20 protein-coding genes are annotated in these 23,653 nt (G+C 69.8%); 16 read left to right on the top strand and 4 right to left on the bottom strand.

Annotated elements, in window-relative coordinates; translation table 11 throughout:
* Window positions 1-132 precede the first annotated feature (132 nt).
* On the bottom strand, window positions 133-702 hold the full coding sequence (locus Q0Q47_RS09075) for a MarR family winged helix-turn-helix transcriptional regulator (protein WP_293857709.1): 570 nt from the start codon (window positions 700-702) through the stop codon (window positions 133-135).
* 44 nt (window positions 703-746) lie between these two features.
* Window positions 747-1,928, bottom strand: coding sequence for an acetylornithine deacetylase (argE, locus tag Q0Q47_RS09070; RefSeq protein WP_293857706.1), 1,182 nt, complete (start codon window positions 1,926-1,928; stop codon window positions 747-749).
* Window positions 1,929-2,055: 127 nt separating this feature from the next.
* Here argE and Q0Q47_RS09065 point away from each other — a divergent pair, with 127 nt between their 5' ends.
* The 15 genes from Q0Q47_RS09065 to Q0Q47_RS08995 all read left to right on the top strand — a co-directional run bounded on the left by Q0Q47_RS09065 (window position 2,056) and on the right by Q0Q47_RS08995 (window position 18,198).
* Window positions 2,056-2,820, top strand: a complete 765-nt coding sequence (locus Q0Q47_RS09065) for a GntR family transcriptional regulator (RefSeq protein ID WP_293857704.1) — start codon at window positions 2,056-2,058, stop codon at window positions 2,818-2,820.
* Entirely contained in the window at window positions 2,820-3,914 is a 1,095-nt protein-coding gene (locus tag Q0Q47_RS09060; protein ID WP_293858107.1) for an LLM class flavin-dependent oxidoreductase, read from the top strand. Before Q0Q47_RS09065 ends, Q0Q47_RS09060 begins: the two co-directional genes overlap by 1 nt.
* A gap of 7 nt (window positions 3,915-3,921) precedes the next feature.
* Entirely contained in the window at window positions 3,922-4,431 is a 510-nt protein-coding gene (locus Q0Q47_RS09055) for a flavin reductase family protein (protein ID WP_293857701.1), read from the top strand.
* A gap of 11 nt (window positions 4,432-4,442) precedes the next feature.
* Window positions 4,443-5,327: an aldolase/citrate lyase family protein gene (locus Q0Q47_RS09050; protein ID WP_293857698.1), complete on the top strand. Its 885-nt coding sequence runs from the start codon at window positions 4,443-4,445 to the stop codon at window positions 5,325-5,327.
* Window positions 5,324-5,821 (top strand): V4R domain-containing protein, encoded by a 498-nt coding sequence (locus tag Q0Q47_RS09045; protein ID WP_293857695.1) that lies wholly within the window; start codon window positions 5,324-5,326, stop codon window positions 5,819-5,821. The genes Q0Q47_RS09050 and Q0Q47_RS09045 overlap by 4 nt, the downstream gene beginning before the upstream one ends.
* Window positions 5,818-7,191: an FAD-binding oxidoreductase gene (locus Q0Q47_RS09040; RefSeq protein ID WP_293857692.1), complete on the top strand. Its 1,374-nt coding sequence runs from the start codon at window positions 5,818-5,820 to the stop codon at window positions 7,189-7,191. Before Q0Q47_RS09045 ends, Q0Q47_RS09040 begins: the two co-directional genes overlap by 4 nt.
* A gap of 46 nt (window positions 7,192-7,237) precedes the next feature.
* The gene (locus tag Q0Q47_RS09035) at window positions 7,238-8,020 is read left to right on the top strand and encodes a cyclase family protein (protein ID WP_293857689.1); all 783 of its coding nucleotides are present in this window, start codon (window positions 7,238-7,240) and stop codon (window positions 8,018-8,020) included.
* 247 nt (window positions 8,021-8,267) lie between these two features.
* Window positions 8,268-10,412 carry an indolepyruvate ferredoxin oxidoreductase subunit alpha gene (locus Q0Q47_RS09030; RefSeq protein ID WP_293857686.1) on the top strand — a complete coding sequence of 715 codons (2,145 nt, stop codon included), beginning with the start codon at window positions 8,268-8,270 and terminating at the stop codon, window positions 10,410-10,412.
* A 10-nt stretch (window positions 10,413-10,422) separates the two neighbouring features.
* Window positions 10,423-11,934 (top strand): indolepyruvate oxidoreductase subunit beta family protein, encoded by a 1,512-nt coding sequence (locus tag Q0Q47_RS09025; RefSeq protein ID WP_293857683.1) that lies wholly within the window; start codon window positions 10,423-10,425, stop codon window positions 11,932-11,934.
* Window positions 11,935-11,968: 34 nt separating this feature from the next.
* A complete protein-coding gene (locus tag Q0Q47_RS09020; protein WP_293857680.1) occupies window positions 11,969-13,522 on the top strand; it encodes an ABC transporter substrate-binding protein in 1,554 nt (517 codons plus the stop codon).
* A 233-nt stretch (window positions 13,523-13,755) separates the two neighbouring features.
* Window positions 13,756-14,775, top strand: a complete 1,020-nt coding sequence (locus tag Q0Q47_RS09015) for an ABC transporter permease (RefSeq protein WP_293857677.1) — start codon at window positions 13,756-13,758, stop codon at window positions 14,773-14,775.
* Entirely contained in the window at window positions 14,772-15,647 is an 876-nt protein-coding gene (locus Q0Q47_RS09010; RefSeq protein WP_293857674.1) for an ABC transporter permease, read from the top strand. Before Q0Q47_RS09015 ends, Q0Q47_RS09010 begins: the two co-directional genes overlap by 4 nt.
* The gene (locus Q0Q47_RS09005; protein ID WP_293857671.1) at window positions 15,648-17,495 is read left to right on the top strand and encodes an ABC transporter ATP-binding protein; all 1,848 of its coding nucleotides are present in this window, start codon (window positions 15,648-15,650) and stop codon (window positions 17,493-17,495) included. It abuts the gene before it with no gap.
* 77 nt (window positions 17,496-17,572) lie between these two features.
* Window positions 17,573-17,806, top strand: a complete 234-nt coding sequence (locus Q0Q47_RS09000; RefSeq protein ID WP_293857668.1) for an AbrB/MazE/SpoVT family DNA-binding domain-containing protein — start codon at window positions 17,573-17,575, stop codon at window positions 17,804-17,806.
* On the top strand, window positions 17,803-18,198 hold the full coding sequence (locus tag Q0Q47_RS08995) for a PIN domain-containing protein (protein WP_293857665.1): 396 nt from the start codon (window positions 17,803-17,805) through the stop codon (window positions 18,196-18,198). Before Q0Q47_RS09000 ends, Q0Q47_RS08995 begins: the two co-directional genes overlap by 4 nt.
* A 149-nt stretch (window positions 18,199-18,347) precedes the next feature.
* Here Q0Q47_RS08995 and putA read toward each other — a convergent pair whose 3' ends face one another.
* Window positions 18,348-21,428 (bottom strand): bifunctional proline dehydrogenase/L-glutamate gamma-semialdehyde dehydrogenase PutA, encoded by a 3,081-nt coding sequence (putA, locus tag Q0Q47_RS08990; RefSeq protein WP_293857662.1) that lies wholly within the window; start codon window positions 21,426-21,428, stop codon window positions 18,348-18,350.
* A gap of 130 nt (window positions 21,429-21,558) precedes the next feature.
* On the opposite strand from putA, the gene Q0Q47_RS08985 reads away from it, so the two are divergent.
* Entirely contained in the window at window positions 21,559-22,020 is a 462-nt protein-coding gene (locus tag Q0Q47_RS08985) for an Lrp/AsnC ligand binding domain-containing protein (RefSeq protein ID WP_293857659.1), read from the top strand.
* Window positions 22,021-22,204: 184 nt separating this feature from the next.
* On the opposite strand, the gene Q0Q47_RS08980 is transcribed toward Q0Q47_RS08985, so the two are convergent.
* Window positions 22,205-23,428, bottom strand: coding sequence for an MFS transporter (locus Q0Q47_RS08980; protein ID WP_293858104.1), 1,224 nt, complete (start codon window positions 23,426-23,428; stop codon window positions 22,205-22,207).
* Window positions 23,429-23,653 lie beyond the last annotated feature (225 nt).

Below are 23,653 nucleotides of genomic sequence, written 5' to 3'. Positions count from 1 at the left end.
AGCGGCCGAGTCGAAGGACGAAGAGCGGTGCAGCGGCACCGTTGTGCGTCCTTCGACTCACGGCCCTGCGGGCCGTGGCTCAGGATGAGGGGCTTTGGTGCTTTGGTTGGGAGGAGCGCGGATCGCTCCCCCTCACCCCTTGCGGAGGTTGCGCTTCAGCTCGCCGGCGAGGTCGCGCAGCGTGGTCTTCTTGCGGTCGTCGAGGCCGGCGAACATCTCCACCACCCAGCCCTCGTGCTTGCGGGCCATCCGGAGGAAGTAGGCGCGGCCCTCGGGGGTCAGGCGGATGCGGAAGGTGCGGCGGTCGCTCGCGTCGTCGACACGCTCGACGTGGCCATCGGCGACGAGGCGGTCGGTCAGGCCGGTGATGGCGGCGTTGGTCACCATCATGCGCTTCGACACCTCCGACATGCTGAGGCCGTCGGGCGCGCGCTCGAGCTGCGACATCAGGTCGAAGCGCGGCAGCGTGCAGTCGAACTCCTCGCGCAGGCGCCGGCGCAGCTCGGCGGCGACGAGGTTGGTGCAGGACAGGAGGCGCAGCCACAGGCGCACCGACGCGTGGTGGTCGGCGCGGACGCGCGTCTCCAGGTCCAGGTCTTCGGAGGCCGACGCGGGAGCGGGCGGCGTCGCCCGCTTGGCCCGCGCCGCGACGGTGCGCGGTGCGGTGGCGGGGGCCTTGAGGCGAGGTGCAGGCTTGGACATGGCGTGGTCTCTCGCCCCTGCTTTCGTTCAGCGGCGCGCGCCTGTCAAACCTTGCGCCGGCCCATCGTGCCGAGAAGATCGCCGATGAACCGGTCGCAGGCCGCGAGCTGGTCGAGCGCGACGAACTCGTCGGCCTTGTGGGCCTGCTCGATGGAGCCCGGACCGCACACGATCGAGGGCACGCCGTAGTCCTGGAAGAACGACGCCTCGGTGCCGTAGGCCACCTTCTCGACCGTCTTGTCGGGCAGCAGCGCCAGCGACATCGCGTAGATCTCGTCGGTCGGCTTGGCGTCGAGCGCGGGCACCTTGTTGACGAGCTCGAAGGCGATGCCGGTCTCCGGCGCCACGGCCTTCATGCGCCCCTCGAGCTCGGCGGCGAGACCCTTCAGGTCCGCCATGATCGTCTCGGGGTCGAAGCCCGGCACGAAGCGGTAGTCGAAGAGGAACTCGGCCAGCGCCGGCACGATGTTGGAGCCGTTGCCGCCCGAGAAGAGGTTCGTCGAGATGGTGGTGAAGGGCACGTCGAAGCCCTCGACGCGCAGCCCCTGCGTCCGCTCGCGGTCGGAGATCTGCTGGATGCGCGCGATGATGGCCGCGGCGTACTCGATGGCGTTCACGGCCTGGTGGGTGAGCGAGGAATGCGCGGCCTTGCCCGTCACGCGGCAGCGCCAGATGCGCCCGCCCTTGTGGGAACTCACGAGGCGCATCATCGTCGGCTCGCCGATGACGGCGCCGTCCGGCCGGATGCCCCAGCCGTGCATGGCCTCGATCAGCTTGGGGATGCCCAGGCAGCCGCGCTCCTCGTCGTAGGTGAAGGCGACGTGGATGGGACGCCCGGCCGCCCGTGCGGCGGCCGCGTAGTCGGGCACGTGCCCCATGACCACGGCGTCGAAGCCCTTCATGTCGCAGGCGCCGCGCCCGTAGGCCCGCCCGTCCTTCACGGTCAGGGCGAAGGGATCGACGGTCCAGGGCTGGCCGTCCACGGGCACCACGTCGACGTGGCCGGAAAGCACGATGCCGCCGGGACCTTCCCCGAAGGTCGCCAGCATGTTGGCCTTGGTCCGGTCCTCGTTGAAGTCGAGCCGGGTCACCGCGCCGTGGGCCTCGCAATGGGCACGGGCCCAGTCGATGCAGGCGAGATTGGAACTGCGGCTCACGGTGTCGAAGGCGAGGATCTCGGCGAGGCGCGCCATGGTGCGCGGATCGGGTGCGCCGGCTGCGGTCATGCGGGCTGTCCTTTGCGTGGAGACGTCATCGGCGAAGAGCGCCGTTGACGGTCGTCGGCACAACTGTATACGGTATCCAATGTCGGCGGCAATGGCCCGGCCGGCACCTTGCGGCAGGCATCATGGCATGGCTCGAAGGCTGAATGCACCGTCGGAGATCGTGGCGCGTCTGTCGAAGCCCGACAGCCTCAGCGAGCGCATCTACGCCGACCTGCGCCAGCGGCTGCAGCGCTGCGAGATCGGGCCCGACGTCCGCCTGGTCGACACCGAGATCGCGAGCGCCTACGGCACCTCCCGCATGCCGGTGCGCGAGGCCCTGCTGCGGCTCGCCAACGAGGGCTACCTCGCCGGCACGACCCGCGGCTTCATGGTTCCGCGCCTGGCGCTCTCCGACATCCGCGACATCTTCGAGGTGCGCCGCCTGCTCGAGCCGCAGGCCGCCGCCAACGCGGCACGCGACCTCGACGAGCCGACCGAAGCCGAGTTGACGGCGGCGATCCGCGAGGCCCGCGAGGCCTCGCGCCTCGACGACGTGGAACGCCTCATCGTCGCCAACATCCGCTTCCGTGCCGCCTGGCTCGGCGCGGTGCGCAACGAGCGGCTCGCCAACACCATCGCGCGCTTCGTGGACCACGTGCAGACCGTCCGGCTCGGCACGCTGCGCGGATCGGGGACGCGCAAGGTCGTGGCCGACGGTCTCGAAGGCCTCTACGATGCCTTCCTGCGCCGTGACCCGACGGCGGCCGCCAAGCGCATGGCGACCTTCATGGCCGCCGCCGAGGAAGCCTTCTTCAGCGTCCGCAAGGCCGAGCTCGACCGCGAGGATGCCGCCGAGACGCCTGACAGCAAGTCGCCTGCCAGCAAGTCGCCCGCCGCCGAGGACGCCCGATGATCGTCAAGCCGCATCCCCTCAAGGGGCCCAACCGCTTCAAGCTCGGCGTGTTCTCCGCCAACGCCGACGGCGGGCTGGCGATCACGGACGTCTCCGAGCGCTGGCGCGCCCGCTGGGACGACAACCTGAACGCCGTCGGGATCGCCGACCGGGCCGGCCTCGAGTTCTTCCTGCCCATCGCGCGCTGGAAGGGCTTCGGCGGCAAGAATCGCGTGCGCGAGTGGTCGTTCGAGACGTTCACCTGGGCCGCGGGCCTCGCCTCGGCCACGGAGCGGATCGGCCTGTTCATGACCGTGCACGTGCCGATCGTGCATCCGCTCTACGCCGCCAAGGCGCTCGCCACCGTCGACCACATCTCCAAGGGGCGGGCCGGGCTCAACCTCGTCTGCGGCTGGAACCCGCAGGAATTCGCGATGTTCGGCGTCGCGCTCGGCGAGAAGGGCTACGTCCAGGCGGCCGAGTGGGTCGAGATCATCGAGCGCGCCTACTCCTCCAACGAGCCCTTCGACTTCAAGGGCGAGTACTACGACCTCAAGGGCGTCGTGAGCCGGCCGGCGAGCGTGCAGGTGCCGCGCCCGGTGACGATGAACGCGGCCTTCGGCGGTCCGGGGCGCGACTTCGCGGCCCAGCACTGCGACTATCTGTTCTCCACCTTCACCGACATCGAGGACGGGCGCCGCCACGTCGCCGACATCCGCGAGCGCAGCGCCAAGGTCGGCCGCGAGGTCGGCATCTACACGGTCTGCCACGTGGTGTGCCGCGAGACCCAGAAGGAGGCCGAGGACTACTACACCCGCTACGCCGTCACCGAGGCGGATCATGCCGCGGTCGACGCGCACATGGCGGGCAAGAAGGAGTTCTCCAACTCGCACGACAAGAATTCCTACGACCTCTATCGCCAGCGCTTCGCCGGCGGGGCGGGCAGCTTCCCGCTCGTGGGCACGCCCGAGAAGATCGTCGAGGACATGGTGCGGATCTCCGCCGAGGGCTATGCCGGGGCGGCGCTCACCTTCGTCAACTACACCTACGAGCTCCCCTTCTTCTGCGACCGCGTCCTGCCGCTGATGCGCCAGGCCGGCCTGCGCGTGAGCTGAGGACGGCATGGCCAACGGAACCGCCCGCGCTGCCGGCGCCGCCCCCTTCAAGCAGGGCATGCGCTCGCTCGTGGGCGCCGTCACCGTGGTCGCCGTCCAGGGCCACGAAGGCACCGCCGCCGGCCTCACCGCGACGGCTGTCTGCTCGCTCTCGGCCGATCCGCCGTCGCTGCTCGTCTGCGTCAACCGCTCGGCGTCGCTGGCGCCGGCGCTGAAGGATGGCGCGGAGTTCTCCGTGAACGTGCTCGCCGACGACCAGATGGACGTGGCGCGGGCCTTCGGCGGCCAGCTCGCGGTGCGCGGCACGGGCCGCTTCATCTACGGGCACTGGGTGCGCAGCGAGCACGACGTGCCGCTGCTCGTGGGAGCCCGCGTCAGCTTCGAATGCGTGGTGGCCAAGGTCATGGACTGGGGGTCGCACCACATCGTCATCGGCCAGGTTGGGGATGTGCATCTCGGCCCGCCCGGATCCCGCGCGCTCGTGTATGGCGACGGGCAGTACAAGAGCGTCGAGTAGGAGTAGAGCCGATGTTCGACCCGCGCCGCCCGACCCTGCGCTACCGCCTCGACAAGGGCGAGACGCTGGGCGTCACCTGGCTCATGATGGGCAGCGTGGCGATGACCGAGATCGCGGCCAAGGCCCGCCCGGACGCCATCGTGCTCGACCTGCAGCACGGGCTGTGGGAGCGCCGGGCGATGGAGGAGGCGATCGGCATCGTGCCCTCCGACATTCCCGTCCTCGTGCGCGTCGCCGAGAACTCCCCGCTCGCCATCGGGCAGGCGCTGGACGCCGGCGCCGAGGGCGTGATCGTCCCCCTCGTCGAGACGGCGAAGCAAGCGCGCAAGGCGGTCGATGCCGCGCGCTTCCCGCCGCACGGCAACCGCTCCGGTGGCGGCGTGCGCCCGCTCTGCGACTTCGTCGACTACGTCCACGGCTGCGAGCGCGGCATCGTGGTCGTCGTCATGATCGAGACCGAGAAGGGCGTGAAGAACGCCCGCGAGATCGCCGCGGTCGAGGGCGTCGACATGGTGTTCATCGGCACCGGCGACCTCGCCTTGTCTCTCGGCACCTTCCCCCATTTCGACGCGCGCCACGACGTGGCCTGCGCCACCGTGCACGCGGCCTGCAAGGCCGAGTGGACGCTGTGCGGCTGCTTCACCGGCAACCTCGACGGCGCCCGGGCGCGGCGCGAGAAGGGCTACCGTATGGTGGTCACGAGCAACGACGTCGACGTGCTGATGCGCGGCTTCGGCCAGGCCACGGCCGGCTTCATGGCGCGCACGCCCGCCGGCCCGGCGCTGCCGCCGGAGCCCAAGCCTTCGCCCAGGCCCGCGCCATCGCCGGCCGTCTCCGCCACGCCGGCCAACAAGGCCGCGAACGGCGCCGGCTATGTCGAGGAGCAGCGCCCATGAGTTCCCCGAGCTTCCGCGAACGGCTCGTCTGGGAGCCGGCCACCGGCGAGATTCTCGACCAGACGCGGCGCTACTTCATGCTGCGCCCCGACGGGTTCATGGGGATGTTCAAGCGCCTGGACGGACCGACCCGGATCGCCGCGCTGGAGGCGCTCGAGGCCTCGATCTTCGAGGGCGGCTCCGACAGCGCGCGGGCCTACCGCGCCATGGGCGGCGAGGGCGCCGACCTCGCCCGCATCGTCGCCGCCACGGCGCCCCAGCTCGGCTGGGGCACGTGGGAGGTGACGATCGAGCCGGATCGCCTCTTCGTGGCGGTCCGCAACAGCCCGTTTGCCGAGGGCTACGGCCCGTCCGACATCCCGGTCTGCGCCCCCATGCGGGGCATGGTGCGGGCCGTCGCCACGCTCGTCTTCGACAAGCCCGCCGTCGCACGCGAAACTGCCTGCGCCGCCATGGGCGCTCCGCTCTGCACCTTCGAGGCTCGCCCCGCATGAACGCCGCGATCCAGGACCTGCTCGCCATCCTCGGCCCCGACGTCGTCAAGACCGGCGCCGACATCCCGCAGCGCAACTTCGCCGACCAGGTCGGCCTGCCGCCGCAAAGCCCGGCGGCTCTGGTCCTGCCGCGCAGCACCGAGCAGGTCTCCAAGGCACTGGAGATCTGCCACGCCCACAAGCAGGCCGTGGTGACCCAGGGCGGCCTCACGGGGCTCGCCGGCGGCGCGCATCCGGGCGAAGGCGAGGTCGCCCTGTCGCTCGAGCGCATGGTCGGCATCGAGGAGGTCGACACCGCCTCCAACACCCTCACCGCGCTCGCCGGCACGCCTCTGATCATGATCCAGCAGGCGGCCGAGGATGCCGGCCTGATGTGCGGCATCGACCTGGGCGCGCGCGGCTCGTGCTCCATCGGCGGCAACATCGCCACAAATGCCGGCGGCAACCAGGTGCTCCGCTACGGCATGGCGCGCAAGAACGTGCTCGGCCTCGAGGTCGTGCTCGCCGACGGGCGCATCGTGCGCTCGCTGAACAAGATGATGAAGAACAACGCCGGCTACGACTGGACGCAGATGTTCATCGGCTCGGAGGGCACGCTGGGCGTCGTCACGCGGGTCGTGCTGATGCTGCATGCCCGGCCCCGCAACATCCAGACGGCCGTGCTCGCCGTCGACGGCGCCGACGAGGCGATCCAGGTCCTGCGCGCCGCCGAGCGCGCCTTGCCCGCGGGCCTGCTCGTGTTCGAGGCGATGTGGAGCGAGTTCTACGGCATCGCGACGACGACGATCGGCGTACCGGCGCCCATCCCGCGCGGCCACGACCTCTATCTGCTCGTCGAGGCGCCGACGGGCGATGGCGGCCCCGAGGTGTTCGAGGAGTTTCTCGGCGGCCTTTATGAGAAGGGCCTCGTGAAGGATGCGGTCATCGCCAAGTCGAAGGCCGAGCGCGACAAGCTGTGGCAGCTGCGCGAGAGCGTCTACGAATACGGCAAGTTCCTGCCCCGGCAGGTCGGGTTCGACGTGTCGATCCCGCTCAACCGCATGGCTGAGGCCATCGTCGGTCTGCGCGAGGCGATGCCGGGTGCGGCCGAGGACAACATCTGGGTCGTGTTCGGGCACATCGCCGACAGCAACCTCCACGTCAATGCCTGTCCCAAGGTCTATTCCACGCAGAACAAGCTCGCGATCGAGAAGGTCGTCTACGACCTCACCGCGCGGCTCGGCGGGTCGGTCTCGGCGGAACACGGAATCGGGCGCATGAAGCGCCCCTATCTCAAGCTGTCGCGCAGCGAGCCGGAGCTCGCGCTGATGGCGAGCGTCAAGGCAGCCCTGGATCCGGCAGGCATTCTCAATCCGGGCCGTGTGCTGTGACCACGGCACGGTTCATGCAAAACAGCGCAGGCGAGAGGGGTAGGACATGAGCGACTTGCTGACGAAACTGGCCAAGGCCATCGCGAAGGAAAAGATCAAGGTCATCGACCTGACGCAGACCCTGCGTCCGTCGACGCCGGTGATCCAGCTGCCCCCGCCCTTCGCGCCCTCCGCGCCGTTCTCGATCGAAGAGATCTCGCGCTACGACGACAAGGGCCCGGCCTGGTACTGGAACAACCTCGCCATGGGCGAGCACACCGGCACCCACTTCGACGCCCCGATCCACTGGGTCACCGGCAAGGACTACCGCGACGGCGCCACGGACACGGTGCCCGTGCAGCGCTTCATCGCCCCGGCGGTCGTCATCGACTGCTCGAAGGAGGCGAAGAAGGACGAGAAGTTCCTGCTCACCCCCAAGCACATCCTCGCCTGGGAGAAGAAGCACGGCACGATCCCGAAGGGCTCGTGGGTGCTGATGCGGACCGACTGGTCGAAGCGCGAGGACCCGGCGAAGTTCCTCAACATGAAGGAAGACGGCCCGCACGTGCCCGGCCCGAACGCCGACGCGGTGCGCCTGCTCGTCGAGCGCGACGTCAACGGCTGGGGCGTGGAGGCCGTCGGCACCGACGCCGGCCAGGCCTTCTCGTTCGAACCCGCCTTCCCGGCGCACGCGCTCATGCACGGCTCGAACAAGTTCGGCCTCGCGAGCCTGTGCAACCTCGACAAGCTGCCGCCGACCGGCGCGGTGATCGTGACGGCGCCGCTGAAGATCGAGCACGGCTCGGGCAGCCCGCTGCGCGTCATCGCGCTCGTGCACGACGAGGATTGAGAACGAGGCTGACGGCCGGAGCGCGATCCCCCCCTGCAGGGGAGGGAGCCGGCCGAAGGCCGGGGGTGGGGACCCCGGTTCAGGATGAGGCGCGTTGTCGGGGACGGCCCCGGCATCGCGAAAATTCCCGACCACCGCCCCCACCCGACAGCCGCTTCGCGGCTGCCACCCTCCCCTGCAGGGGAGGGTGGGCGCCCAACCCCGAAGACCCCGTGGTTCGACGACAGACTGACTTGGAGCCCCCACCATGGCTGAACGGTCCTTCAAGGAAGAGGTGAAGAGCCTCAGGCTCGGCGACGGCGACGAATTCGCCGGCGAGGGCATCCTCGCCATCACCAAGGCCCTCCTGCAGTCCGGCGTGTCCTATGTCGGCGGCTACCAGGGCGCGCCGATCTCGCACCTCATGGACGTGCTGGCGGACGCCAACGACATCCTCGAGGACCTCGGCGTCCACTTCGAGTCTTCCGCCAGCGAGGCGACCGCGGCGGCCATGCTCGCGGCCTCGGTCAACTACCCGCTGCGCGGGGCGGTGACCTTCAAGTCGCCGGTCGGCACCAACGTCGCGTCCGACGCGCTCGCCAACCTCACCTCCGGCGGCGTCACCGGCGGTGCGCTGATCATCGTCGGCGAGGACTACGGCGAGGGCTCCTCGATCATGCAGGAGCGCAACCACGCCTTCGCGATGAAGTCGCAGATCTGGCAGCTCGATCCCAAGCCGAACCTGCCGACCATCGTGAACATGGTGGAGAAGGGCTTCCAGCTTTCCGAAGCCTCCAACACGCCGGTGATGCTGCAGGTCCGCATCCGCGCCTGCCACGTCTACGGACGCTTCGCGACCAAGGACAATGTGCGGCCGTCCTTCACGCTGCGCGACGCCATGGAGAACCCCAGGCGCGACGTGAACCGCATCGTGCTGCCGCCGGCGAGCTATCTCCACGAGAAGGAGAAGGTCGAGAAGCGCTGGCCCGCGGCGGTGAAGTTCATCGTCGACAACAAGCTCAACGAGATGACCGAGGGGGACCTCTCCGAGATCGGTATCGCGCTGCAGGGCGGCATGTACAATACCGCGCTCCGGGCGCTGGAACTCGTCGGCCTCGCCGATGCCTTCGGCAACTCGCGCATCCCGCTCTACGTCCTCAACGTCACCTACCCGCTGGTCGACGAGGAGTTCACCCGCTTCGCCCGCGGCAAGAAGGCGATCCTCATCGTCGAGGAGGGCCAGCCCGAATTCATCGAGCAGGCGGTGAACACCATCCTGCGGCGGGCCGACATCCAGACCAAGGTGCACGGCAAGGACATCTTCCCGATGGCCGGCGAGTACACCGGCCAGGTGATGAAGGACGCCTTCGGCAAGTTCATCGCGCTCTACGAGCCGCAGGCCATGAGCACCGGGGCGACGCCCGAGGGCGACAACCGCCGCAAGGCGGCCGTCGCGGCGCTCGACGGCAAGGTCCATGGCCGTCCGCCGTCCTTCTGCACCGGCTGCCCGGAACGGCCGATCTTCACGGCCATGAAGCTCGTCGAGCGCGAGCTCGGGCCGCACCACGTGAGCTGCGACATCGGCTGCCACCTGTTCTCGATCCTGCCGCCCTTCAACATCGGCGCGACGACCATGGGCTACGGCCTCGGCGGCGCGGGTGCGGCGGCCTTCAACACGGTGTCGGACAAGCGCGTCATCTCTGTGATGGGCGACGGCGGCTTCTGGCACAACGGCCTCGTCTCGTCCGTCGGCAATGCCGTGTTCAACAAGGCCGACAACGTCATCATCGTGGTCGACAACGGCTACTCCGCGGCCACCGGCGGACAGGACATCCTGTCGTCCCACCATCCGAGCCTGATGCGCAACACGCAGAACGCCATCGAGAAGGCGGTGCGCGGCATCGGCGTCACCTGGGCGCGCACCATCGAGCGCACCTACGACCTCAAGGCCATGGTCTCGACGCTGCGTGAGGCGCTGACGACACCGGAGAAGGGTCCCAAGGTCATCGTGGCGCAGTCGGAGTGCATGCTGAACAAGCAGCGCCGCGTGCGGCCGCAGATGAACCAGGCGATCAAGGACGGCAAGCGCGTGGTGCGCGAGCGTTTCGGCGTCGACCCCGACACCTGCACCGGCGACCATTCCTGCATCCGGCTCTCGGGCTGCCCGTCGCTGACCATCGCGCCGAACCCGGACCCGCTGCGCAAGGACCCGATCACGCAGGTGATCAACTCTTGCGTCGGCTGCGGCCTGTGCGGCGAGGTGAGCCACGCAGCCGTGCTCTGCCCGTCCTTCTACCGGGCCTCGATCATCAACAACCCGACCCCGGCGGACCTGCGCCGCAAGAAGCTGCGCGACGCGGTGATCGGCTTCTTCCAGCGCCGCCTCGCGCGGCGCAGCCTCGCCACCGCCTGACGGAACGACCATGACCACGACCGATACGCCGCGCTCGATCCGCATCGCCGTCCTCGCCATGGGTGGCGAAGGCGGCGGCGTCCTCGCCGACTGGATCGTCGATATGGGCGAGCACAACGGCTATATCGGTCAGACGACCTCGGTGCCCGGCGTCGCCCAGCGCACGGGCGCCACGATCTATTACATCGAGCTGTTCCCGCGGGCCGTCGCCGAGGCGGCCGGCCGGCCGCCGGTGCTGGCCATGATGCCGGTGCCGGGCGACGTCGACATCGTCGTCGCGTCCGAATTGATGGAGGCTGGCCGCGCCGTGCAGCGCGGCATCGTCACGCCCGACCGGACGACGCTGATCGCCTCGACCCACCGTGTCTTCGCGATGACCGAGAAGATCGCGCTGGCCGACGGTCGCGTCGACGAGACAGCCCTGCGCGATGCCTGCCGCACGGCCGCCAGGCGCTGGGTCGCCTTCGACATGGCGACGCTCGCCGACCGCGCCGGCAGCGTCATCAGCGCCGTGATGTTCGGCGCGCTGGCGGGCTCGGGATCCCTGCCCTTCTCGCGCGAGGCCTTCGAGGCCACGATCGAGCGCGGCGGGGTCGGCGTCTCCGCCTCCAAGAAGGCCTTCGGTCTCGGCCACGACGTCGCCCAGGGCAAGGAGCCCGCGCCGCTGCCGCCCGAGCGCGAAAAGGCCCCGCCGAAGCCGCGCCCCCCGGCGCTCGTCGACGAGGCGCAGCGCATCTTCCCGGCCGCAGCGATGGACATCATCCGCGCCGGCATCGAGCGGCTCGTCGACTACCAGGACGAGGCCTACGCGCATCTCTACATCGACCGCCTGAAGCCCGTCGCGGACTTCGACGTCGGCCGCGGCGACGGCTCCTTCGCGCTGCTGACCGAGGTGGCGCGCCACCTCGCGCTCGGCATGGCCTACGAGGACACGATCCGCGTCGCCGAGCTGAAGATCCGGCACTCGCGCTTCCAGCGCGTGGCCAAGGAAGTCCAGCTCAAGGACGGCCAGATCCTCACCATCGCCGAGTTCCTCCATCCCCGCCTGCAGGAGATCGCCGAGACCGTGCCGGCCTGGCTCGGCAAGCGGATGCTCGCCGACGGCTGGCTGCGCCGCTTCGTCGAGCGCATGACGCAGGAGGGCCGCATCGTCGAGACGACGAGCATCACCGGCTTCCTGCAGCTCTACGCGGTCGCCAGCCTGAAGCCGCGCCGTCGCCAATCGCTGCGCTACGCGACCGAGCAGCAGCATCTGGATGCCTGGATCGCCAAGGTTCTCGACCTGGCGATCTCCGACTACGGGCTGGCGCTGGAATTCGCCGAGTGCCGCAACCTCGTGAAGGGCTATGGCGACACGCACGAGCGCGGCCGCCGCAGCTTCGAGCGCATCACCGGCATGCTGGGCCGCATCGCCCAGCAGCAGCAGCCCGCGCGCCTGTTGGCCGAGCTGCGGGCCGCGGCGCTGGCCGACGAGAGCGGCGGAAAACTGACCGAGACGGCGGGCCGTCTCGGCCTTGCCTGACGCAATCGCTGACAACGACAAGGGAGAGGGACCCATGACCGACATCGACAGGCGCAGTCTTCTGAAACTGGGTGCGGGCGCGTCGGCGCTGGCGGCCCTCGGCGTGCCGACGCAGGTGCTCGCGCAGGCCGCCGCGCAGGGCCAGCTCACCATCGCCTTCCCGTCGGACGTGCCGACCTGGGATCCGAACGCCCGCTCGCTCGCGGCCGTGCAGTCGCTCTACAAGTGCATCTTCGACCAGCCGCTGACGCAGAACCCCGACATCACGGTGAAGCCGGCGCTCGTCACCAAGTGGGGCTATGTCGACGACAAGGGCCTGGCGCTCGCCTTCGACTTCCGCTCGGACGTGACCTTCCACGACGGCTCGCCGCTCACCGCCGCCGATTTCCGCTACTCCTTCTTCGACCGGCCGCGCGCGCCGGTGCCGGAGGGTGGCCGCAAGCTCGACACGAGCTTCATCTGGCGCAAGATCAAGGACATCGAGGTCGCCTCGCCGACCCGCGCGATCATCCACTTCACCGACCCGATGCCGTCGGCCGTCGCCTGGATGTATTTCCTGACGAGCTACGTGGTGCCGAAGGCCTATCTGGAGAAGGTCGGCCTCGACGAGTTCCAGAAGAAGCCGATCGGCTCCGGTCCGTTCAAGCTCGTCGAGTACCAGCAGGGCGCCCGCGCCGTGCTCGAGGCGAACCCGAAGTATTTCGACGGCGCGCCGAAGATCGGCCGCGTGACCATCGAGTTCGTGCGTGATCCCACGGCCCGCGTGGCCGCCATCGAGTCGCGTCGCGTCGACTGCGCCATCGACGTTCCGGTGCGCGAGGCCATCCGTCTCGGCACGGTGCAGGGCCTCACCACGTCGATCGACGCGATCTCGGACATCACGCTCCTGCAGATCACCAAGAACGGCGGCTTCGCCGACGACCGCGTGCGGCTCGCAGCCCACCACGCGATCAACAAGGAGGCGATCTCCAAGGCGCTGTTCGGCGGCGCCGCGAAGCCGATCTCGGTGCCGGCCGCGCACGGCACCTCGGGCTATCCGGAGGACTTCAACTTCCCGTTCTCCGAGGAGAAGGCGGTCGCTCTCCTGAAGGAGGTGGGCCACGGCCCGCAGAACCCGATCTCGATCAAGTTCGCCTCGCCCAACGGCGCCTTCCCCAACGACTTCGACGCGGCGCGCGCCATCGTCGCCATGTGGAAGAAGGTCGGCATCAACGCCGAGCTCGAGACCATCGAGCTCTCGACCTACCAGGAGCGCCTGCGCGCCGGAACGCTGCCGGAGGCGACCTACTTCTCGTGGGGCAACGCGGCCGGCGATCCCGAGCTCTACGGCGGCTACCTGCTCGACCCGAAGTCGATCTTCTCGGCCTTCAAGACCGACGACCTCGCGCCGAAGTTCCAGCCCCTGCTCGTCGAGATGGACGAGAAGAAGCGGCTCGACGGCTACAAGGCGGCGCACCGCTACGCGGCCGAGAAGGGCTACACGATCCCGCTGTACCAGACCGTGAAGACGACCGTGCACGTCAACACGCTGAAGGTCACGAAGTACGACAACGGCCTCACCCTGCCCCAGGGCTGGACCAAGGCCTGACGCAAGCATGGCCGGGCGGTCCACCCGCTCGAGCCCACCTCTCAGCCGTCATCCCCGGGCCTGGCCCGGGGATCCACGACTCTGCCGGAGCCAGTCTCACGTCGTGGATGACCGGGCCAAGCCCGGCCATGCCGCGGAGAGGGTGGTGCTGGCTGGACGACGAAACGATCGCCGACTCTCAGGATGAGGGCGATGGGAGCCAACGAAGTGCGTCGCCATAGCGTCCCACCACGATGAGCCGCATCGCTCTCCAACTCCTGTTCCGGCGGGTGCTCCTCGCCATCCCGATCCTGCTCTGCGTGTCGGCGCTGGTCTTCGTGATCCTGCGCCTGTTGCCGGCCGATCCCGTCGCCATGTCGCTGCCGCCGGGCGCGACGGCGGAAGATCTCGCCAAGCTGCGCCAGGCCTTCGGCCTCGACCGGTCGATCCCCGAGCAGTACCTCATCTGGCTCGGCAAGCTTCTGACCGGCGACTTCGGCGGCTCGATCTATTTCCGGCGGCCCGTGCTGGACCTCGTGTCGAAGGCGCTGCCGGCCACCATCGAACTCGTGTTCCTGGGCCTCGTGCTCGGCGTGGCGCTGGGCGTCGCCGGCGGGCTCGCCATGTTCGCCTGGCGCGGCCGTGCCGGCGAGCAGGTGCTCGACCTGGGCACCTCCGGGTTGATGGCCATCCCGGAGTTCCTCTGGGCCATCCTGCTCATCCTCGTCTTCGGCGTCGCCCTGCCCATCCTGCCCTTCATCGGGCGCCTCAGCCCGGGCCTGTCGCTGCCGCCGCCGGTCACCGGCTTCCTGCTGCTGGACAGCGCGATCACCCTGCGCCTCGACGTGCTCGGCAGCGCGCTGCGCCACATGGTGCTGCCCGCGACCGCGCTCGCCATCGGCCTCGCGCCGCTCGTCATGCGGGTGCTGCGCTCGTCGCTGATGGAGGTGATCCAGGAGGACTACATCACCCAGGCCCGCCTGCGCGGCATCCCGGAGCACACCATCCTCGTGCGCCACGCGCTGAAGAACGCGGCCCTGCCCACCATCAGCCTCATCGGCGTGCAGGGCGGCTTCATGTTCGGCGGCACGGTGCTCGTGGAGATGATCTTCGCCTTTCCCGGCATGGGCAACCTGATGGTCGACGCGGTGCGCAACCACGACCTCCCGGTCATTCAGGTCGTCGGCCTCGTCTATTGCGTCCTCGTGCTCGCCATCAACGCCGTGGTGGACGTCGTCTACCTGATGGCCAACCCCAAGCTGAGGACGGCATGAGCCCGCGCACCCGTGCCGCCCTCCTGCGCTGCGCGCGCAACCCGCGCGTCATGGCGGGCCTGCTGCTGGCGCTCGCCGTCATCGTCGTCGCGCTCGGCGCGCCCTGGATCGCGCCCCACGACCCGCAGGAGCAGGACCTCCTCAACACGCTGCTGCCGCCGATGTGGAGCGCGGGCGGCGACCCCGCCTTCCCGCTCGGCACCGACACGCTCGGGCGCTGCATCCTGAGCCGCCTCATCTACGGCGCCCGCGTCGCCCTCTACGTGGCCTTCGTCGCCGCCACGGGCGCCATGCTGCTCGGCACCGTGCTCGCCCTGATCTCCGGCTATTTCGGCGGCTGGGTCGACTGGATCATCGGCCGGCTGGTCGACATCTGGATGGCTTTCCCGCCGGTGATCCTGGCGCTGATCCTGCTGGTCGGCATGGGCGCCGGCGTCAACAAGGTGATCCTCGCCATCGTGCTGATCGGCTGGACGCGCTTTTGCCGGGTCATCCGCTCCGAGGTCATCGTGGTGCGAAGGCGCGACTACGTGGCGGCCGCGCGGCTCGCCGGCTTCACCCACGTGCAGACCATCGTGAAGGAGGTGCTGCCCGCCGTGCTGCCCCTCGTCATCACGCTGTTCAGCCTGGAGATGGGCATCGCGGTGATCGTCGAGGCGATCATGTCCTTCGTCGGCCTCTCGGTGGAGCCCGACGTCGCGGCCTGGGGCGTGATGATCGCCGATGCCCGCACCACCATGAACCAGGCGCCGTGGGGCGTGGTGATGCCCGTGGCCGCGATCTTCGCCACCGTGCTCGCCTTCAACCTGCTCGGCGACGGCCTGCGCCGCGCCCTCGACCCGCGCCTCGTCACCAGCCGGGAGAGCCTCTAGATGGCGACGCTGGAGGCCCGCGGGCTCACCGTCACGGCCGGCCGGGGCGAGAACGTCCCGAAGGTGCTGCGCGAACTCTCCTTCACGGTGGAGCGCGGGCAGGTGCTGGGCCTCGTCGGCGAATCCGGTGCCGGCAAGAGCATGATCGGCCGGGTCATCGGGCGCAGCCTGCCGACGGGCTTTCGCGTCGCCTCGGGCTCGTTGCTGTTCGAGGGGCAGGACCTCGTCGGGCTCCCCGCCGACCGCCTCACCGGGCTGCTCGGCGATCGCATCGCCTTCATCCCGCAGGAACCGCTCACGGCGCTCAACCCGGTGCTCACCATCGGGGCGCAGTTCGGCGAGCATCTGGAGCGCATCGGTGTCCCGCGTGGCGAGCGTCGCGCCAGGGCGGCCGCGGCGCTGAAGGACGTGCGCCTGCGCGATCCCGACGCGCTGCTCGACCTCTACCCGTTCCAGCTCTCCGGGGGCATGTGCCAGCGCGTGCTGATCGCCATGGCCTTCGCCAGCGAACCGGCGCTCATCGTCGCCGACGAGCCGACGACGGCGCTGGACGTGAGCACCCAGGCGACCGTCGTGCAGATCATCCGCCGCATGCAGCGCGACCACGGCACGGCGCTCCTGTTCATCACGCACGACCTACGGCTCGCGAGCCGCGTCTGCGACGACCTGCTGGTGCTCTACGCGGGCGACGTGGTGGAGCGGGGCCCCGCGGCCGATGTCTCCGCCGCGCCGCGCCATCCCTACACCCGCGCGCTGCAGGCCGCGAACCCGCCGCTCGCCGGCACCGACCGGCGCCTCGTGACCCTGCCCGACCAGATGCCGGGGATCTCGCGCTTCACGGCCCTGCACGGCTGCCGTTTCGCGCCCCGCTGCCCCGTGGCCGACCCGACCTGCGCCACCGCCGTACCGCCGCTGGAGCCCGTCGGTACGCGTCACGTGGTGCGCTGCGTCGGCGAGTGCCTGGCCAAGGCCGCCGAGGCCACAGTCGCGGCGCCCGCCCTGGTGCGCGGCGATGCCCGCGGCGAGACCGTGCTGACGGTCGAGGGCGTCTCGAAGCACTATCCCGGCAAGCGCGACTGGCTCGGCCGGCGCGGCCCCGGCGCCGATGCCGTGAAGGGCGCGGACGTCACGGTCGCCGCCGGGGAATTCGTCGGCGTCGTCGGCGAATCCGGCTCCGGCAAGAGCACGCTCGCCAAGCTCGTGATGGGCCTCGAGGAGCCGACCTCCGGCCGCATCGCGATCGACGGCAAGCCGGTGATCGCGAACGACCCCGCCTCGCGCGAGATCCGCCTCGGCGCGCTGCAGATGGTGTTCCAGGATCCGCAGTCCGCGCTGAACCCGCGCCGGCCCGTGGAGCGTCTCGTCACGCAGTCGCTGGAGGCCCCGCACCACGCCACGACCGAGGCCGAGCGGCTCGCCCGGGCCCGCTCGCTGATGCTGGAGACCGGCCTCTCGCCCGACCTTCTCGACCGCTACCCCTCGCAGCTCTCCGGCGGCCAGAAGCAGCGCGTCAACATCGCCCGTGCGCTGTGCGTCACGCCGCGCCTGCTGGTCGCCGACGAGATCGTCTCGGGCCTCGACGTCTCCGTGCAGGCCCAGATCCTGAACCTGCTCCTCGACCTGCGCGCCGCCCGCGGCATCGGCCTCCTGTTCATCTCCCACGACCTCGCGGTCGTGCGCTACCTCTGCGACCGCGTGATGGTGATGAAGAACGGCGACGTGGTGGAAGCGGGCCCGACCGAAGAGGTCTTCTCCAACCCCCGCCACCCCTACACCCGCGCCCTCATGGCCGCCGTGCCCCCGGAGGATCCGACGGTGCCCTGGCCGCCTGAGGTGGTGGAGAGTTGAGGCTCAGGAGCTGCCAATCTTGAAAATGATATCCATCTTGGGATATCATTGCCGGGCGACGGACGAGGGCATCGCTGATGCAGATCTCAAAATGGGGGAACAGCCTGGCCGTGCGGCTACCCCGACGGCTGGTGGATGAACTCGGTCTCAAGGAAGGGGACGAACTGAGCATCGTCGCTTCCCGTACAGGCGAGATCGAGGTCGAGAAAGATCGTGATCAGCGGCGTCGCGCCCTCGATGGGCTTGCGAAGCTTAACTGGACGCTCCCTGCGGATTATCGCTTTGATCGGGACGAGGCGAACGAACGTTGAAGACTTTCTTCGACACCAACGTCCTCGTCTACGCGTCGCAAGCTGATCCCAAGGGAACGGTCGCGCGTGCGCTATTGGCCGAAGGCGGAGTTGTCTCTGTCCAAGTCTTGAATGAATTCGTCTCGGTCAGTCGTCGCAAGCTTCGTCGTGCCTGGCCAGAGATCGAGACCGCCGTCGGCTTTTTTCTATCGCTCCTCCCGACGCCGGTTCCGCTCACGATGGAGACGCATCTCGCCGCACGGCGCCTGGCGTCGTCGCATCAGATATCCTTCTACGACGCACTCATCGTGGCGGCTGCCATCCAAGCAGGCTGCGGTCGGCTGCTCAGCGAAGACCTCCAGAACGGATTTCAGCTCAAGGGTCTCAGGATCGAGAATCCGTTCCTGCCTTGACGCACACGACCATGCTGCGTCCTTCGACACGCCCGCCTTGCGGGCTGCTCAGGATGAGGGGCTTTAAGGCTGAAGATCCTCATTAATGCTCATCCTGAGCAGCCGCCGAAGGCGGCGTGTCGAAGGACGCACAACGGCTCAAATACCCCTCATTCCCCCATCGCGATCAGGCTCGCGTTTCCGCCGGCGGCCGCGGTGTTCACCGTCACGGTCTGCTCCAGCGCGAAGCGCTGCAGGTAGTTGGGGCCGCCGGCCTTCGGCCCCGTGCCGGACAGGCCCGAGCCGCCGAAGGGCTGGGTGCCGACCACCGCGCCGATCATGTTGCGGTTGACGTAGCAGTTGCCGACGTCGAGGCGCGTGACGACGTGCTCGATGGTGGCGTCGATGCGCGAGTGGACGCCGAGCGTCAGGCCGTAGCCGCTGGCCTCGATGGCATCGAGCACCTTGTCGAGATCGCTGGCCTTGTAGCGCACCACGTGCAGGACCGGGCCGAAGACCTCGTCCTCGAGGTCGGCGGGTCCCTTCAGCTCGAACACCTGGGGAGCGACGTAGAAGCCGGCTCCGGGCGCATCCCCGCTCAGGTGCACGTTGGCCGTTCGGCGCATGACGGCGATGTGGGCGTCGAGGCGGGCCTTGGCCTCCTGGTCGATGACGGGGCCCATCTGCACCGAGACGTCGCGCGGGTCGCCGAGCTTCAGCTCGCGCGCCGCTCCCACGATCATCTCGATCATGCGGTCGGCGACGTCCTCCTGCACGCACAGCAGCCGCAGCGCCGAGCAGCGCTGGCCGGCCGACCGGAAGGCCGAGGTCACCACGTCGTCGGCGACCTGCTCGGGCAGCGCGGTGGCGTCGACGATCATGGCGTTGATGCCGCCCGTCTCGGCGATCAGCGGCACGATCGGCCCCTGCTTGCCGGCGAGCGTCTGGTTGATGCGCCGAGCGACCTCGGTGGAGCCGGTGAAGGCGACGCCCGACACCGCCGGATGGGCGACGAGACGCGCGCCGACGGCGCCGTCGCCGGCGACGAGATGCAAGGCCGTGCCCGGCACGCCGGCCTCGTGCAGGATCCGCACGGCCTCGTGGGCGACGAGGGGCGTCTGCTCGGCGGGCTTGGCGACGACCGCGTTGCCGGCGGCCAGCGCCGCGACGACCTGACCGGTGAAGATGGCCAACGGGAAGTTCCACGGGCTGATGCACAGGAACACGCCGCGTCCGCGATGCAGGAGCCGGTTGTCCTCGCCGGTCGGGCCGGGCAGAACCTCGCCCTCGCCGAACTGGCGCCGCGCCTGGGCGGCGTAGTAGCGGCAGAAGTCGACCGCCTCGCGCAGCTCAGCCACCGCATCGTCGAGGGTCTTGCCGCCCTCGACCTGCAGCAACCCGAGCAGCAGCCCTCGGCGCTGCTCCATGAGATCGGCGGCCTTCTCGATGGCCGTGGCGCGGGTGGCCGCCGGCGTGCGCTCCCAGCCCCGGAAGCCCTTGCGGGCCGCGGCCATGGCGGCGTCGGCCGTGGCCTCGTCCGCCTCGCGCACGCTGCCGATGCGGGTGGCGCCGTCGGCGGGCGCCAGCAGCACGCGCTCTGCGCCGCCCGCGGGCTTGCCGTCGACGAGGCACGTCGCCTGGCGGCCGCCGCCCTGCGCGGCGCCGAGGTCGGCCTGCAGCGCCTTCAGGCTCGCCTCATGGCCGAGCTCGACGCCGGCCGAATTGCGGCGCTCCTGCCCATAGAGGTCGCGGGGCAGCGGCAGGCGCGGATTGGCGGCGCGCTCGGCCGAGCCGATGATGTCGGACGGCCGCTTCAGGAGTTCCTCGATCGGCACGTCGGCGTCCGCCGCCACCGACACGAAGGACGAATTGGCGCCGTTCTCCAGCAGGCGGCGCACGAGATAGGCGAGCAGGTCGCGATGGCCGCCGACCGGCGCGTAGGTGCGGCAGGCGAGCGTCGGCTCCTCCTCCAGCAGGCGCTGGTAGAGCGCGTCGCCCATGCCGTGCAGGCGCTGGAACTCGAAGCCCTCGGCATTGCCGGCGCGCTCCAGGATGGTCGCCACCGTGAGCGCGTTGTGGGTCGCGAACTGCGGATAGATCAGCGGCCGGGCGGCGAGCAGTTTGTCGGCGCAGGCGACGTAGTTCAGGTCGGTCATCGCCTTGCGCGTGAACACCGGGTAGCCGTCGAGCCCGCGCTCCTGCGCGCGCTTCACCTCGGTGTCCCAGTAGGCGCCTTTCACGAGGCGCACCATCATGCGCCGGTCATGCAGGCGGGCGAGATCGACGATCCAGTCGATCACCCCGGCCGCGCGCTTCTGGTAGGCCTGGATGGCGAGGCCGAAGCCGTTCCAGCCGGCCAGCGACGGGTCCGCCACCACGGCGGCGATGACGTCGAGCGACAGCTCGAGGCGGTCCGCCTCCTCCGCGTCGATGGTGAAGTTCAGGTCGTGCGCCTTGGCCTGCCGCGCGAGCTCGACCACCACCGGCACGAGCTCGGTCATCACGCGGGCGTGCGACAGCGCCTCGTAGCGCGGGTGCAGCGCCGACAGCTTCACCGAGATGCCCGGCCGGTTCGGCAGCCGGTCGTTGCCGGCGTGGCGGCCGATATAGTCGATGGCATCGGCATAGGAGCGGGCGTAGCGGATCGCGTCGTCCTGCGTGCGCGCGCCTTCGCCCAGCATGTCGAACGAGTAGCGGAAGAGCTTGCCGGACCCGGAGCGAGCGCGATCCATGGCCTCGGAGATGGACTCGCCCAGCACGAAGTGGCTGCCCAGCACGCGCATGGCTTGGCGGGTGGCGGTGCGCACAGCCGGCACGCCGAGCCGCTTGGCGAGCTGGCCCAGGATCGACTCCGGCGTCTCGCCGGGCTGGATGATGCGGGCGGTGATGCCGAGCGCCCAGGCCGAAGCCGAGACGAGCAGCGAGTCGGAGCGCGCCTCGCGGTGGGCGAAGTCCCCCTGGCCCAGCTTGTCCTCGATGAGGCGGTCGGCCGTGACCCCGTCCGGCACGCGCAGCAGCGCCTCCGCGAGCACCATGAGCGCCAGGCCTTCGCGCGTCGACAGCGAGTATTCGCGCAGCAGTTCCTCGACCCCGCCGAGGCCGCTCGCCCGTCCCCGGATCGCCTCGACCAGCCGCCGCGCCCGTCCGTCGATCCGGCGCTCCCGCTCGGTGGCGAGCGTCGCTCCCGACAGGAGCCGGCGCGCGATGTCGGTGTCGGACGGAGCGTAGGGGGCGCGGAACGGGGCGATCATGGGCGCGTCCTCGGTTGATGGATCGGTGTTATCGACATAATATGCGCAGATCGATGGGTTTTCGATCTGCCTTTAGACCCTCGGAACCGTGTTTTTCACGGTTCTGGGCCAGCTTCACCGGAACTTCCACGTGACCGATCTCGACCGGACCGACCGCAGGATCCTCAAGGTGCTGCAGGAGGACGGCAGGATCACGACGGTGGAACTCGCCGAGCGCGTCGGCCTCTCGGCCACCGCGACCAGCGAACGCATGAAGCGGCTCCTGCGCGACGGCTACGTCACTGGCTTTCGTGCGGTGCTCGACCCGCACCGGCTCGGGCGGGGACTGCTCGTCTTCGTCGAGGTGAGCCTCGACAAGACCACGCCCGACGCCTTCGAACGTTTCGCCGCCGCCGTGCGGCGCTCGCCGGAGGTGATGGAGTGCCACATGGTGGCGGGCGGCTTCGACTACCTCGTCAAGACGCGCGTCGAAGACATGGCCGCCTACCGCCGCTTCCTCGGCGACGTGCTGCTGTCGCTCCCCGGCGTCAAGGAGAGCCGCACCTACGCGGTGATGGAAGAGGTGAAGACGGACGGGTTGTTGCCGGTGTGAGGGGGAGCAGCTCGGGGCCCTCTCCCGAACGCCCCCATGCCCCTCATCCTGAGCCACGGCCGAAGGCCGTGAGTCGAAGGACGCACCACCGTGCAGCTGCAGGCATCCTGCGTCCTTCGACTCGGCCGCTGCGCGGCCGGCTCAGGATGAGGACAATTGGGGCTGGCCAGCCGGACTCGGCGCCTCACACCAGCGCGTCGCGCTTCCACAGTGTCGGGAACAGCCGGGTCCACAGCGCGGCGACGATCACCGTCCCGATCCCGCCGATCACCACGCTGCCCACCGGGCCGACGGCTGCCGCGAGCGCGCCGGACTCGAACTCGCCGAGCTCGTTCGAGGCGCCGATGAACACCGAGTTCACCGCCGACACCCGGCCGCGCATGTCGTCGGGCGTCTCGGCCTGCACCAGCGTCTGGCGCACGACGACGCTCACCATGTCGGCGGCGCCGGTGACGAAGAGCGCGGCCATCGACAGCCAGAAATGGGTCGAGAGGCCGAAGACGATGGTGGCGAGGCCGAACACCGCCACGGCCGTGAACATGCGCCGGCCGGCGTGGCGGCGCAGCGGGTAGCTCGCCAGCACCAGCGTCATGCCGACGGCGCCCAGCGCGGGCGCGCTGCGCAGCAGCCCGAGCCCCCACGGCCCGGTGTGCAGGATGTCCTTGGCGTAGACCGGCAGCAGCGCGACGGCGCCGCCCAGCAGCACGGCGAAGAGGTCGAGCGAGATGGCGCCGAGGATGGCCGGGCGCGACTTGATGAAACCAATGCCGGCGAACAGGCTCTCGAGCGTGGGGCGGGCGCGGTTTGGACCACCCTGCTCGCGCGGGCGGACGGTCGCGATGGCGATGGCGGCCAGCGCGAAGGAGGCGGAGGCGAAGCCGAACACCACGGCCGGGCCGAGCGCGTAGAGGAAGCCGCCGAGCGCCGGACCGGCGATGGACGAACTCTGCCAGGCCGTCGTCGCCATGGTCACCGCATGGGCGAAATAGGGCCGCGGCACGAGGTTGGGCAGGAGCGCCTGGCTCGCCGGATTGGCGAAGGAGCGCGAGCCGCCGACGAGCACCGTCAGCAGGAAGATCGGCCAGACGGGCAGGCTCGGGTTCAGCGCCACGGCGAGCAAAGCGAGGTCGCCGAGCGCGATGATGCTCCAGCAGGCCACCATGATGAGGCGGCGGTCGTACCGATCGGCCACCGCGCCCGCCACGAGCGCCAGCAGCAGCGCCGGAAGGAAGGCGGCGAGACCCACGAGGCCCAGCGCCATGACGCTGCCGGTGCGGTCGTAGACCAGCCAGCCCAGGCCGACATTGTGCACCTGCATCGCGATGCCTGTCATGAACCGGGCGGCGCAGAAGGCACGAAAATCGCGGAAGCGGAAGACGCTCCAGCCGGAGGCAGGCGCTTCGGTGATGGTGGGCTCGGCGTGGGGAGAAGTCACGGCAGGGGTCCGGGGGACGGCTGATCCTTCATGAGGCCCGCCGGATGCAGCCGTCAAGGGCGCGGGGAGGTTGTGGCTGGTCCCCCTCAGCCGTCCTGCCCGGGCTTGGCCCAGGCATCCACGACTTTGCCGGGCCCATCCTCAAGTCGTGGGTGGCCGGGCCAAGTGTACAGACCGGAGACATGGTGAACACTCGTT

The sequence above is a fragment of the uncultured Alsobacter sp. genome (genome assembly GCF_945952055.1).
Taxonomy (GTDB): Bacteria; Pseudomonadota; Alphaproteobacteria; order Rhizobiales; family Beijerinckiaceae; genus Alsobacter.
This window is presented reverse-complemented; position numbering and strand designations above follow the sequence as displayed.

Coding starts and splice junctions, on each gene's coding strand:
- Q0Q47_RS09015 (WP_293857677.1), top strand. CDS start 13,756: ATGAGCCGCATCGCTCTCCAACTCCTGTTCCGGCGGGTGCTCCTCGCC.
- Q0Q47_RS09035 (WP_293857689.1), top strand. CDS start 7,238: ATGAGCGACTTGCTGACGAAACTGGCCAAGGCCATCGCGAAGGAAAAG.
- Q0Q47_RS09065 (WP_293857704.1), top strand. CDS start 2,056: ATGGCTCGAAGGCTGAATGCACCGTCGGAGATCGTGGCGCGTCTGTCG.
- Q0Q47_RS09045 (WP_293857695.1), top strand. CDS start 5,324: ATGAGTTCCCCGAGCTTCCGCGAACGGCTCGTCTGGGAGCCGGCCACC.
- Q0Q47_RS09020 (WP_293857680.1), top strand. CDS start 11,969: ATGACCGACATCGACAGGCGCAGTCTTCTGAAACTGGGTGCGGGCGCG.
- Q0Q47_RS09000 (WP_293857668.1), top strand. CDS start 17,573: ATGCAGATCTCAAAATGGGGGAACAGCCTGGCCGTGCGGCTACCCCGA.
- putA (WP_293857662.1), bottom strand. CDS start 21,428: ATGATCGCCCCGTTCCGCGCCCCCTACGCTCCGTCCGACACCGACATC.
- argE (WP_293857706.1), bottom strand. CDS start 1,928: ATGACCGCAGCCGGCGCACCCGATCCGCGCACCATGGCGCGCCTCGCC.
- Q0Q47_RS09050 (WP_293857698.1), top strand. CDS start 4,443: ATGTTCGACCCGCGCCGCCCGACCCTGCGCTACCGCCTCGACAAGGGC.
- Q0Q47_RS09075 (WP_293857709.1), bottom strand. CDS start 702: ATGTCCAAGCCTGCACCTCGCCTCAAGGCCCCCGCCACCGCACCGCGC.
- Q0Q47_RS09025 (WP_293857683.1), top strand. CDS start 10,423: ATGACCACGACCGATACGCCGCGCTCGATCCGCATCGCCGTCCTCGCC.
- Q0Q47_RS09030 (WP_293857686.1), top strand. CDS start 8,268: ATGGCTGAACGGTCCTTCAAGGAAGAGGTGAAGAGCCTCAGGCTCGGC.
- Q0Q47_RS09055 (WP_293857701.1), top strand. CDS start 3,922: ATGGCCAACGGAACCGCCCGCGCTGCCGGCGCCGCCCCCTTCAAGCAG.
- Q0Q47_RS09040 (WP_293857692.1), top strand. CDS start 5,818: ATGAACGCCGCGATCCAGGACCTGCTCGCCATCCTCGGCCCCGACGTC.
- Q0Q47_RS09005 (WP_293857671.1), top strand. CDS start 15,648: ATGGCGACGCTGGAGGCCCGCGGGCTCACCGTCACGGCCGGCCGGGGC.
- Q0Q47_RS09010 (WP_293857674.1), top strand. CDS start 14,772: ATGAGCCCGCGCACCCGTGCCGCCCTCCTGCGCTGCGCGCGCAACCCG.